The sequence below is a fragment of the Rhizobium sp. AG855 genome (assembly GCF_003610655.1).
GTDB lineage: Bacteria > Pseudomonadota > Alphaproteobacteria > Rhizobiales > Rhizobiaceae > Allorhizobium > Allorhizobium wuzhouense.
The window spans coordinates 521,792-534,175 of record NZ_RAQG01000004.1 but is presented as its reverse complement, the minus strand read 5'-3'; the positions used below and the strand labels follow the sequence as shown (position 1 = coordinate 534,175).

Below are 12,384 nucleotides of genomic sequence, written 5' to 3'. Positions count from 1 at the left end.
ACAGACGAGATACAAACCCCGTCAAAAAACCATCCCGCCAAGCCTGAACCCGGCAACCAATCAGCATCGCAGCCAATTTTTAAAGAGGTTTTCTCAAGAACGAAGGACTTCGTCGCTAGCAGCGCCGCCGCCCTCGTCAGTGAGCGGATGTATAGATTCCACCTCCCAACACGTCAACACTCGATTTCATAAAAAATAGAAAAATCATACAAGCGACTGTAATGATTGGAGAATTTCGCTATCGCTGATATGCCGCCCGAAAAAGCAGGGATCCGGCACGGTCTTTGGCTCGGCAAAAAGGTGGCCTTCCCTTGCATCAGGGCCATCAGGGCGAACGTCGCCCGCACCATCCCCCCCGCGTCAAACCCCTTATAAGGAGAGGCGCCCCGCATTCTCCATAATTCGGGTTCACACAGAGCCCGAAATCGTCGCTGATTTGACGTCGGCGGCCAAAACATGAGACATGAAAGCCGCTTGGCTCCGGCTTGGGGTCTTCAGCGTCTTCACGATGATCAGGACAGGGATCGACAGACCGGCATGACGGCAGACCGCGACATGATCCGCTCGCTGGGCACCGAACCTCCGATCCTGGCGGATGGTTTTCGCGCACCCGATCGCCGCGAGATCTCGCTGCGCTGGCTTTCCGGCACCTTCCTCACCGGCATTACATCCTGCATCCTCATGGGGGTCGCGCTCTTCGCGGCACTCGATGGTCGCCAGCAACTCGCCATCCCGGCCGAAGCCTATGCCGTGGCCCCACCAGAAGGGGCGGCAGCGTCTGCGCAGGATACCGTGCGCGGCGCCCGGCTCTTCGGCCCGAAGATCGCCGCCCGTCCGGTCGACAAGGCAATCCTCGATGTGCCGACCGTGATCAAGGACGGTGAGCGCGAGGTGGTGCGCAAACAGCCCTTCGCCCATGTGAAGATGGCGCTTGCCGCCGACTACGCCGTCCAGGACCGTTACCCCCCCTTCGATCCGCTCTCGATCTTTGCGATTGATCAGACCACGCCGCCCGTCGCCAACCGCACCGGCTCTCTCTATGGATCCAACATCGAATCCGAGGTCATCCTCAAGTCGAGCCCTTTCCCGAGCGTCCCGGACCTGCCCCTCGCCGGCGAGATGACCTTCGACGAGGTCGAGGAGAATGTGCGCTCCAACGGGTCGGTCCTGACCGATGGCGACAGCCAGGTCGCCGCGCTCTATTACATCGACCCCCGCCGTTTCGACACGGAAGACACCGGCATCGATCTCGCCGCAGGCCTGTCCGCCCGGGTGGTCGAGGAGAACATGAGTGTCGCCGAGCCGGAAGCCGTCACCGCGATGACGCCGGAATTTGCCGACGACGTGCTGCCGGTGCGCAGCGCCCAATCGGTCTCGGCACTGATGATCTCATCGGGATATCCTTCCGCCAAGGCCGAGGACGTCGAAAAAGCGCTTGCCCCCCACATGCCGGGCAAACTGCTGGCGGTCGGCGATGTGCTGCGGGTCGGCCTGATTCAGCGCGGGGACGAGGTTCGTCTCGTGCGCTTCTCGCTCTATCACAATTCCGATCACGTCGTGACGCTGGCGGTCAACGACGGAGGCCGTCTCGTTGAAGGCAGCGAACCGCCGCAATTGGCCGCGATTTCCGGCGCCTTCGACGGATCGACCCCGGCCATCGTCACCGGCCGGGACCTGCCGCGCGCCTATGACGGCATCTACCGCGCCGCACTTTCCTACGGCATGAGCAAGGAACTCACGGCACTTGTCGTCCGCCTGCTCGCCTCGAATGTCGACTTCCAGGCCCAGTTGAAACCGACCGACATGCTGGAAGCCGTCTTCTCGGTGACCGACGAAGAAGGCAAGGCGACCGAAGATTCAGAACTTCTCTACGTGCGTGCCCGCTTTGGCGACACGATCACGCAATTCTACCGTTTCCAGGATCCCGAAGACGGCTCGATCGACTACTTCGACGAAGATGGCAAGTCGATCCGGCAGTTCCTGCTGCGCAACCCTGTCCCGAACGGCCGCTTTACCTCGGGTTTCGGCATGCGCCGCCACCCGATCCTCGGTTATTCGCGCATGCATACCGGCGTCGACTGGGCGGCCCCCCGCGGCACGCCGATCATCGCCGCGGGCAATGGTGTCGTGGAAAAGGCCGGCTGGGCTTCCGGCTACGGCAACCAGACCCTGATCCGCCATGCCAATGGTTACGTCACCTCCTACAATCACCAGAGCGGCATCGCCAAGGGCATCGTGCCCGGCGCCAAGGTGACGCAAGGCCAGGTGATCGGCTTTGTCGGCTCGACCGGTTCCTCGACCGGCGCCCACCTGCACTACGAACTGATCGTCAATGGCACCAAGGTCGATGCGATGAAAGTCCGCCTGCCCGGCGGCAAGGCGCTGGACGGTCCGGCGCTCGCCTCCTTCGAAGAGGAACGGCAGCGCATCGACACGCTTCTCGAAAGCGGCGGCCGGCCGGCTCAGGTGGCGAGCCGCTGAGGCAGCCGCAACCGGCAGCTCCTGCACATGATGGGCGACACAGCAAAACGGCGGCCCGATGGACCGCCGTTTCTTTTCGGTCAAGCGAGGCCACAGATCAGGCCGCAGCGCTAACCGAGGTCTTCGGCGAGATCAGCAGCCGGTCGCTGCCGGCCTCGATCCGGATCTCCGATCCATCCAGGACCTGACCCGACAGGATCTGCTCGGCCAGCGGATCCTGCAGGTATTTCTGGATCACCCGCTTCAACGGACGTGCGCCGTAGACAGGATCGTATCCCTTGTCCGCCAGCCAGTTGCGGGCATCGGGTGCCAGATCGATCGCGATCTTGCGTTCCGACAGCAGGGACAAGAGCCGCTTCATCTGGATATCGACGATCGCACCCATTTCCGAGCGGCGCAGGCGGTGGAACAGGATGATCTCGTCGACGCGGTTGAGGAATTCCGGCCGGAACGAGGCCTTCACCACATCCATCACCTGGTCGCGCACCTGATCGACATCCTGATCCTCGCCGAGGCTGGTCAGGTAATCGGCCCCGAGGTTCGAGGTCATGATGATGATCGTGTTCTTGAAGTCGACGGTACGACCCTGCCCGTCCGTCAGACGCCCGTCATCGAGCACCTGCAGGAGAACATTGAACACATCGGGATGCGCCTTTTCGATCTCGTCGAACAGCACGACCTGATAGGGCTTGCGCCGCACGGCTTCGGTGAGAGCGCCGCCTTCCTCATAACCGACATAACCCGGAGGCGCCCCGATCAACCGCGCGACCGAATGCTTCTCCATGAACTCGGACATGTCGAGCCGCACCATGGCCGTCTCGTCGTCGAAGAGGAAACGGGCGAGCGACTTGGTAAGCTCGGTCTTGCCGACGCCGGTGGGGCCAAGGAAGATGAACGAGCCGATCGGCCGGTTGGGGTCCTGCAATCCGGCACGGGCACGGCGAACCGCACGCGACACCGCCTGCACGGCATCCCCCTGGCCGACAACCGATTTTGCAAGCTCGTCTTCCATCCGGAGCAGCTTGTCGCGTTCGCCTTCCAGCATCCGGTCGACCGGAATGCCTGTCCAGCGCGACACGACATGGGCGATGCCATCGGCAGTCACCACTTCCTGCACCATGTTGCCGGTGCCCGACGCATCCTGGGCCTCCGCTTCGACAAGCTGCTTTTCGAGGTTCGGGATCACGCCATAGGCGAGTTCGCCCGCCCGCTGGAATTCACCCTGCCGCTGCGCGATCGCAAGTTCGTTGCGCGCCTCGTCGAGCTGCTTCTTCAGATCGGCAGCGAGACCAAGCTTCTGCTTCTCCGCCTGCCAGCGGGCCGTCAGCGCATCCGCCTCTTCCTCAAGCGAGGTGAGCTCGGTTTCAAGCCGGTTCAGCCGGTCGGCCGAGGCCGCATCGGTTTCCTTCTTCAGCGCCTCGCGCTCGATCTTCAGCTGCATGATGCGGCGGTCGAGTTCGTCCAGCTCTTCCGGCTTCGAATCCACCTGCATCCGAAGCCGCGATGCGGCTTCGTCCATCAGATCGATCGCCTTGTCGGGCAGAAACCGGTCGGTGATATAGCGGTTCGACAAGGTCGCAGCCGCGACCAGTGCCGAATCCGAAATCCGCACCTTGTGATGCTGCTCGTATTTCTCCTTCAGGCCCCGCAGGATCGAGATCGTGTCCTCGACATTCGGCTCGTTGACCATGACCGGCTGGAAGCGCCGGGCAAGGGCCGCATCCTTCTCGACATGTTTGCGATATTCGTCGAGCGTGGTCGCGCCGACGCAATGCAGCTCGCCGCGGGCAAGCGCGGGCTTGAGCAGATTGGAGGCGTCCATCGCTCCATCCGCCTTGCCGGCACCAACAAGCGTGTGCATTTCGTCGATGAACAGAATGATCTCGCCGCTTTCCGACTGCACTTCCGAAAGCACGGCCTTCAGCCGCTCCTCGAATTCGCCGCGATATTTCGCACCGGCAATCAGCGCGCCCATGTCGAGCGCCATCAGTTTCTTGTCTTTGAGACTTTCCGGCACGTCGCCATTGACGATGCGCAGCGCCAGCCCCTCGGCGATCGCCGTCTTGCCGACACCGGGTTCACCGATCAGCACAGGATTGTTCTTGGTCCGGCGCGACAGAACCTGAATGGTGCGACGGATTTCGTCGTCACGGCCGATGACGGGATCGAGCCGTCCTTCGCGGGCTTCTTCGGTCAGATCACGGGCATATTTCTTTAGGGCATCGAAACCGGCTTCGGCATTGGCGCCATCGGCGGTCCGGCCCTTGCGGATCTCATTGATCACCTGGTTGAGCGCAGCCGCCGTCACCCCGCCCTTCTTCAAAGAAGCGGATGTGGAGGCGGAGGATTCGATGGCCAGCGCCAGCAGCAGGCGCTCGACGGTGACAAAACTGTCGCCGGCCTTCTTCGCTGCATCTTCCGCGGTCGAAAATACCTTGGCGAGCGGCTGGGCCAGATAGACCTGGCCATTGCCGCCGGACACCTTCGGCAACTTGGCAAGGGCTGCATCATTGGCGATGCGCACGGCCTTCGCATCGCCGCCCGCGCGGCTGATCAGCGATGACGCCATGCCCTGGTCGTCGTCGAGTAGAACTTTCAGCACATGCTCGGGGGTGAACTGCTGGTGCCCCTCGGACAGGGCATAGGTCTGCGCCGACTGCAAAAAGCCGCGCACGCGTTCGGAATAGCTCTCGATATTCATGGTCTGTCTCCGTTTCCCCGCCCTGCCCGCATTCGGCACAGAACGGATGCTGTGGATCAGGCCCCCGGAACCGGCGGGCCCTGGCGCGGATCACCGCGCCCTTGATCGAGATATGGGAGTGGTTTTGTGCCCTTTAAAGAGGCATTTAAACGAAAAACTCCGGGCTTTCGCCCGGAGCTTTCATTCGTCAAATTGGCGTGGATCCAATCACTCGGTCTCCGCCGAAGCGAGCGCCGGAGCGCCGTCACCTTCAGCGTTTCCACCGCCTTCGCCACCTTCGTCGGCACCGGCACTGCGGCGCGGCTGGCGACGGGGACGATTGCCGGCAGCGCGGCGACGCGGCTGGCGTTCACCGCTGGCCTCGGCTGCGCTTTCGGCAGCAGCGGCTACGGCTTCTGCCGGCATGTCCTCGATGACCGGCTGCGGACCCGATCCGGCAATTTCCGGCTGCGGCTGAAGCTGGGGCTCTGGCTGACGCGGCGGGCGGTTGTGCTGCTGCGGCCGGTTCTGCTGCTGCGGACGCGGCTGCTGCTGCGGTGCCTGCTGGTTGCCGCGCTCACCGCCCCGTTCATTCCCACGATCATTGCCGCGCTCGGCGGTGTGACCATTGTTGTCGTCGGAACCGTCGAAGTCCTCGCCGTCGCGCTCGTTATAGTCCTGGCGATCGTCGCGGTCGTCGTTGCCATCGCGGTCGTCGCGCTGGAAGCGTTCCTGCATCTGCGCCTGGGCGGCAGCGATGATGCGGTTATAGTGTTCGGCATGCTGCAGATAGTTTTCCGCCATGACGCGGTCGCCCGCGCTCTGCGCATCGCGCGCCAGCGTCGAATACTTCTCTGCGATATGCTGAGCCGTGCCACGGATTTTGACGTCAGGACCCGAGCTGTCATAGGTCCGGGTCAGGGGGTTCTGGCCCTTGCGGTTGAAGTTGCCGCCGCCATTGCCGCCGCCACCGCCATTGTTGTTGTTACGCCCCCGACCACGCTTGTTCTGCTGTCCTGGCCTCATAGATGATTCACCTGAATGTCTCTGTTGTGCTGAAAAAGGGCAAAGCCGCTGGTTCTGGTTAGCCCGGACCAAGTCTCCACGCGCCGCCGGCAGACCGCGCTCTCGCCTTGCTCGCCGCTGGTGAAAGTCGAGTTTACTGAGTTACGCACCGGTCTTTTTGTGCTTCGCGGAGTTCGAAAGCGAACCGTGATCGAAGCCGGCCCAGACACGAACGAATCTTCGTTCTTTACCCCGCCGCCCGTTGCGTGCCCGCAAACTATTACGCTTCATCCGGAAAACCAAGCCTTTTTCTGTTTTTCCCGGAATTATCCTTAGCAGCCGCAGCAACCCCGTCAGTCACGCTTTGCGCTGAAGATCAACACACGATCGCGGCCGCCATGGTCGCGGCGCGCTTCAACGAGAAAAAAACCCGCCTGCTCAAAGACTTGCTTCACCTCGTCATGCTGGTCGTAGCCGATTTCGAGCCCAACGATACCTTCCGGCTTCAAATGGGCCGAGGCGTCCTTTGCAATGGCACGATAGGCGTCGAGACCGTCAGGTCCACCATCCAGAGCGGCGGCGGGATCATGATTTGCCACTTCCGGCTCCAGATCCGCCATCACCTCTGTGCGAATATAGGGCGGATTGGAGACGATGATATCGAAGCTTTCGGGCGTCTGCGCAAACCAGGGGCCGACCCGTGTCGCAAACCGCGCTCCGAGCCCGAGAGCCGCAGCGTTGACTGCTGCCGTCTTCAGCGCATCCTCGGAAATGTCGACGCCCACCGCCCGTGCGTCCGAACAGTCTGCGATGAGCGCCAGCGCAATTGCGCCCGTCCCCGTCCCGAGATCCACGATCTCGGCACGCCCTTGCCGGGCGATCGTGTTTCGCAGATAGGGCAACACGGCATCGACGAGCACTTCCGTATCGGGGCGCGGCTCGAGCGTGCCGGAGGAAAGCTTGAGCTCAAGCCCGTAGAATTCGCGCGATCCGAGGATCCGATAGACCGGTTCGCGCGCCAGCCGCCGCAGCACCGCCTGTTCCACGCGGGAAAGGTTTTCGTCCGATACCGCACGATCGCCGCGCAACACCAGATCCGTATGGCTGAGCCCCAGCAGCTCCATCACCAGGATCCGCGAATCCTGATCGGCATCGGCAAGGCCGGCGTCCTCGAAGCGCCGGCGGACGTCGTGGATCAGACCTCTCGCCGTTGCGCTCTTCTCGTTCACTGGATCTCACCCAACTGCGCCAGCTGCCCGGCCTGATAATCCGAGATCAGCGCATCGACCATTTCGTCGATGTCGCCCTCGATCATCTTGTCCAGCTTGTAGAGCGTCAGATTGATGCGGTGATCCGTCACCCGTCCCTGCGGGAAATTATAGGTCCGGATCCGCTCCGACCGGTCACCGGAACCGACCTGGTTCTTGCGGTTGGCCGACCGTTCGCTGTCCACCTTCTGCCGCTCGATATCGTACAGGCGCGAGCGCAACACCTGCATCGCCTTGGCCCGGTTCTGGTGCTGCGACTTTTCCGAGGACGTGACGATGAGCCCGGTCGGCAGATGGGTGATGCGCACGGCGGAGTCGGTCGTGTTGACGTGCTGGCCACCGGCACCCGAGGAACGCATGGTGTCGATGCGGATATCCTCAGCCTTGATCTCGATGTCGATCTCTTCCGCTTCCGGCAACACGGCCACGGTCGCCGCGGACGTATGAATGCGCCCGCTCGCTTCCGTCTCCGGCACGCGCTGCACCCGGTGAACGCCGGACTCGAACTTCAGCTTGGAGAACACGCCGCGTCCGCTGATCGTCGCGATGATCTCCTTGTAGCCGCCGGCTTCGCCCTCGCTTGCCGAAAGCACATCCACCTTCCATCCCTTGGTGGAGGCGAAACGCTCGTACATGCGAAAGAGGTCGCCAGCGAACAATGCTGCTTCCGATCCACCGGTGCCGGCGCGGATTTCCAGGATCGCGCTCTTCTCGTCGGCCGCATCCTTCGGCAGAAGCAGGATCTGCATCTCGCCTTCAAGCCCTTCGATCCGGGTCTCCAACTCGGGCAGTTCCATCTCGGCGAGATCGCGCATCTCGCGATCCGTCGCCTTGTCCGAGAGCATGGTCCGCAGGTCGGCCGCCTCGTCGATCGCCGCCTGGTATTCGCGGATCTTCTTCACGACAGGCTCGAGCTCGGAATATTCCGACGCGAGCTTCACATAGACGTCGGCCGCCGGACCCGCCGACATTCGCGCCTCGATCTCGCCGAAGCGGCGTTCGAGTTCGCGCATTTTCTCGACAGGAAGCTTCGCCACCCTTTACTCCGGTTTCTTCGTCAAATGTCAGACGGGAATGTTGTTCTCAGTCGCAAAGCGGACGAGCACCTCGCGCACTGACACGCCGGGTGTGTTGTCGTCAAGCGCGGCCATCAGGACACCGGCAAGCTGGCCGACATCAAGACCGAGCAGCATGGCCTTGACCGGACCGATCGAGGTCGGCGACATCGAGATCGACCGGAAGCCGATCCCGAGCAGCGCCATGGCCGAAAGCGGCTTCGACGCCATCTCGCCACACAGCGTCACCGGCGTGTTGTTCCGGTCGCCCGCACGCACGATGTCCCGAAGAATGCGCAGGAAAGGCCGCCCCAGCACATCGAAGCGATCCGCCACCCGCGCATTGCCACGATCGACCGCCATCGAGAACTGGAACAGGTCGTTCGATCCGACGGAGACGAAGTCGACCTCATCCATCAATTCGTCGAGCTGCCACATCAGCGACGGCACTTCCAGCATGACGCCGAACTGCAGTTTTTTCGGCAGTTGGTGGCCAAACTTCGACAGATGCTGCACTTCCTTCTGCATCAGCTCGCGCACGGCCCGGATCTCGGCAACCTCGGTCACCATCGGCAGCATCATCTTCAACTCGGCACCGGAAGACGCCTTCAGCAGCGCCCGCAACTGTGTCCTGAGCAATCCCGGCCGATCGAGCGACAGGCGGATTGCTCTCCAGCCCAATGCCGGGTTCTCTTCTTCCTGGCTGCGGAAATAGGAGACGACCTTGTCGCCACCGATATCGAGCGTCCGGAACGTCACCGGCCGGCCGGCCGCCTGCTTCAAGACGCTCCGATAGAAGCTCTCCTGCTCCTCGCCTTTCGGCATGGTGGAGGAGATCATGAACTGCAATTCGGTGCGGAACAGACCGATGCCATCGGCACCCGAATCCGAAAGCTGCGGCAGGTCGACCAGAAGGCCGGCATTCATCTGCAGCTTGATCCGGTGCCCGTCCTTGGTAACCGGCTCGACATCACGCAGCGCCCGGAATTGCTCCTGGCGCTTCGCCCGCAGTTTGACCTTCTCTTCATAGGCCTTCTGCAGATCGGCGACCGGGCGCACATGCACCGTGCCGTCGTCCCCGTCGATGATCACGGGGTCGCCGTTTTCTGCCAATGCCACCGCACCCGCTGCCTGACCGACCACGGCGATGCCCATGGCCCGCGCGACGATGACGACGTGACTGGTCACCGCGCCTTCTTCAAGCACGAGACCGCGCAGGTTCGCCCGCGGATAATCCAGAAGTTCGGCCGCCCCCATGGCGCGGGCAAAGACGATCGCGTCGTTCGGGAAACCTTCTGCCGTGCTGCGCGGCGAAAAGCCGGTCAGCTGCCTGAGCAGGCGGTTCGCCAAGTCGTCGAAGTCATGCATGCGTTCGCGCAGGTAAGGATCCGTCAACCGGATCATCCGCGCCTTGGTGTCGCTTTGCACCTTCTCGACGGCCGCTTCGGCCGTCAACCCGTTGTGGATCGCCTCTTCCATGCGTCGCACCCAGCCCTGGTCATGGGCAAACATGCGGTAGGTCTCGAGCACGTCGCGATGCTCGCCTTCCATGGAGATCTCACGCCGCGACAGCATGTCGTCGATCGAAATGCGCAACGATCCAAGCGCATCGGCCAGCCGACGGATTTCGGTCTCGCTGTCTTCGTTCAAGAGATTGGTGACGACGATGCGTGGTTCGTGCAGCACGACATAACCGAGGCCGATGCCTTCCGAATAGCTGTCGCCATCGATCGAAACCGGGCGCGTCAGGTCGAGTTCGAGGCCCGGACGGGTGATCTTCTTCAACTCACCTGTGGCGATCATTTCCGCCAACACCATGGCGGTCGTCTCGAGCGCTTCGAGTTCGTCCTCGCGATAATTCCGCGCGGCCTTGTTCTGTACGACGAGAACGCCAAGGCTCCGGCCGGCCCTGAGGATCGGCACGCCGAGGAAGGAGTGGTAAATTTCTTCACCCGTCTCGGGGAGATAGCGGAAGGCCGGATGCGCCTGCGCATCGGAGAGGTTGAGAGACTGCGCCGACGCCGCGATGGTGCCGACGAGACCCTGCCCCATCTTCAGCTGGGCCAGGTGAACGGCGTCCTTGTTCAGACCTTCCGTTGCGTAGAGTTCCAACACGCCGTCGGAGCGCAACACATAGACCGAGCACACCTCGGCGACCATGTTGCTCGCAATCTGGCGAACGATCCGATCAAGACGCTCCTGCGGCTCGAGCGGCTCCGCCATCATTTCGCGCAACCGCTTGAGCAGGACGCGGGGACCCGCAGAAAGGTCTCTCATCGCGCTTTTGCTCCACTTCCCATTGGTCAGCGGGCTGCTACCCTTGCCTTTTTAGGGGTCGGGCATCGGTTCTCCGCTCTCAGGAATCAATTCTTATCCAGACCGTAGCAGGAATGCAAAGTGCGAACCGCAAGCTCGGCATAGGGACCGTCGATCAGGATGGAAATCTTGATCTCGGACGTGGTGATCGCCTTGATGTTGATGCCCTTCTCGGCGAGCGCCCGGAAAGCCGTCGCGGCAACGCCCGCATGGCTGCGCATGCCGATGCCGATGACGGAGACCTTGACCAGGCCCTTCTCGCTCTGGACAACGTCGAAGCCGATCTTGTCCTTGTTCGAGCCGAGCACTGCCAGCGCCTTGTCCACGTCGCCCGACGGTACGGTGAACGTCATGTCGGTCTTCGAACCATCTTCCGAGATGTTCTGGACGATCATGTCGACATTGATGTGGGATTCGGCGAGCGGTCCGAAGATCGCAGCCGACACGCCCGGCCGGTCGGCCAGACGGCGCAGCGAAATCTGGGCTTCATCCTTGGCATAGGCAATACCGGTGACGACTTCCTGTTCCACGATCTCTTCCTCATCGCAAATCAACGTACCGGGCGGGTTCAGGAGATCGCCCATGCCCGGCGCATCGGGATCTTCAAAGCTGGAGCGCACGAAGGTGCGGACCTTGTGTACCATCGCAAGCTCGACCGAGCGGACCTGCAGGACCTTGGCGCCGAGCGACGCCATTTCCAGCATTTCCTCGAACGCGATCTTCTTGAGGCGACGCGCCTTGGGCTCGATGCGCGGATCGGTCGTGTAGACGCCATCGACATCAGTATAGATGTCGCAGCGATCAGCCTTCAGGCCGGCGGCAATCGCCACGGCCGAGGTATCCGAGCCGCCACGACCAAGCGTTGCGATCCGGTTGTCAGGGCCGATGCCCTGGAAACCGGCGACGACGGCCACCTGGCCCTCGCCCATGCGGCGCACGATATCCGAGCCGTCGATTTCCTGAATGCGGGCCGCGCCATGGGCGTTGTCGGTCTTGATCGGTATCTGCCACCCCTGCCAGGAACGGGCATTGATGCCCATCGACTGGAGAGCGATGGACAGCAGACCCGAGGTCACCTGTTCGCCGGAGGCAACGACGGCATCATATTCGCGCGCGTCATAGAACGGCGAGTCGGCACCAGCCACCTTCGGCATGGTCTGCACCCAGTCGACCAGCTCGTTGGTCTTGCCCGACATGGCCGAGACGACCACGGCCACTTCGTGACCGGCATCCACTTCGCGTTTCACATGGCGCGCGACGTTGTGGATGCGTTCCAGATTGGCGACGGAAGTCCCGCCGAATTTCATGACGATGCGAGCCATAGACTTGAACCATATGCCCTTGAGAACACGCCGCCTGAGCGGCGAAGAAACTGACGCCCTGCGCCACAGGCTGCAGGTTGCCGGGCTTTTAGCGAATATGTTCCTGGGGCGCAACGGTCAGGTATGGCCGAAACGGTACGCTCAGCCACGGAAAATCGCCGGAAATGCGCCATCCCGATGCTGCCTTAATTTGGAACCAATTCAGGCGCCAACCATCGCCCAACCGGGCTGGGAGCCGGTTTCTTTGAGTGTAAGCC

General features: G+C 62.3%; 8 protein-coding genes. 2 read left to right on the top strand and 6 right to left on the bottom strand.

Going from position 1 to position 12,384, the window contains the following annotated elements:
• Both DFO46_RS24055 and DFO46_RS19295 read left to right on the top strand, forming a co-directional pair.
• The coding region (locus tag DFO46_RS24055; RefSeq protein ID WP_210210641.1) for a hypothetical protein at positions 1 to 192 on the top strand (192 nt) is incomplete at its 5' end.
• A gap of 345 nt (positions 193 to 537) precedes the next feature.
• Positions 538 to 2,481: a M23 family metallopeptidase gene (locus tag DFO46_RS19295; protein WP_110791031.1), complete on the top strand. Its 1,944-nt coding sequence runs from the start codon at positions 538 to 540 to the stop codon at positions 2,479 to 2,481.
• A 97-nt stretch (positions 2,482 to 2,578) separates the two neighbouring features.
• Here DFO46_RS19295 and clpB read toward each other — a convergent pair whose 3' ends face one another.
• From clpB to DFO46_RS19265, 6 genes are all read right to left on the bottom strand, one after another.
• The gene (gene clpB / locus DFO46_RS19290) at positions 2,579 to 5,182 is read right to left on the bottom strand and encodes an ATP-dependent chaperone ClpB (RefSeq protein ID WP_120278606.1); all 2,604 of its coding nucleotides are present in this window, start codon (positions 5,180 to 5,182) and stop codon (positions 2,579 to 2,581) included.
• A 207-nt stretch (positions 5,183 to 5,389) separates the two neighbouring features.
• Positions 5,390 to 6,187, bottom strand: a complete 798-nt coding sequence (locus DFO46_RS19285; protein ID WP_120278605.1) for a DUF4167 domain-containing protein — start codon at positions 6,185 to 6,187, stop codon at positions 5,390 to 5,392.
• 332 nt (positions 6,188 to 6,519) lie between these two features.
• A complete protein-coding gene (gene prmC / locus DFO46_RS19280; protein ID WP_120278604.1) occupies positions 6,520 to 7,395 on the bottom strand; it encodes a peptide chain release factor N(5)-glutamine methyltransferase in 876 nt (291 codons plus the stop codon).
• Positions 7,392 to 8,471 (bottom strand): peptide chain release factor 1, encoded by a 1,080-nt coding sequence (prfA, locus tag DFO46_RS19275; RefSeq protein WP_120278603.1) that lies wholly within the window; start codon positions 8,469 to 8,471, stop codon positions 7,392 to 7,394. The genes prmC and prfA overlap by 4 nt, the downstream gene beginning before the upstream one ends.
• A 27-nt stretch (positions 8,472 to 8,498) precedes the next feature.
• Complete coding sequence (gene ptsP, locus DFO46_RS19270; RefSeq protein WP_120278602.1) at positions 8,499 to 10,766, bottom strand: phosphoenolpyruvate--protein phosphotransferase; 2,268 nt, start codon at positions 10,764 to 10,766, stop codon at positions 8,499 to 8,501.
• 86 nt (positions 10,767 to 10,852) lie between these two features.
• On the bottom strand, positions 10,853 to 12,127 hold the full coding sequence (locus tag DFO46_RS19265; RefSeq protein ID WP_120278601.1) for an aspartate kinase: 1,275 nt from the start codon (positions 12,125 to 12,127) through the stop codon (positions 10,853 to 10,855).
• Positions 12,128 to 12,384: the final 257 nt, after the last annotated feature.

What these genes read in the sequence shown, in the direction of transcription:
- DFO46_RS19285 (WP_120278605.1), bottom strand. Translation starts at nt 6,187, where the DNA reads ATGAGGCCAGGACAGCAGAACAAGCGTGGTCGGGGGCGTAACAACAAC.
- ptsP (WP_120278602.1), bottom strand. Translation starts at nt 10,766, where the DNA reads ATGAGAGACCTTTCTGCGGGTCCCCGCGTCCTGCTCAAGCGGTTGCGC.
- clpB (WP_120278606.1), bottom strand. Translation starts at nt 5,182, where the DNA reads ATGAATATCGAGAGCTATTCCGAACGCGTGCGCGGCTTTTTGCAGTCG.
- DFO46_RS19295 (WP_110791031.1), top strand. Translation starts at nt 538, where the DNA reads ATGACGGCAGACCGCGACATGATCCGCTCGCTGGGCACCGAACCTCCG.
- DFO46_RS19265 (WP_120278601.1), bottom strand. Translation starts at nt 12,127, where the DNA reads ATGGCTCGCATCGTCATGAAATTCGGCGGGACTTCCGTCGCCAATCTG.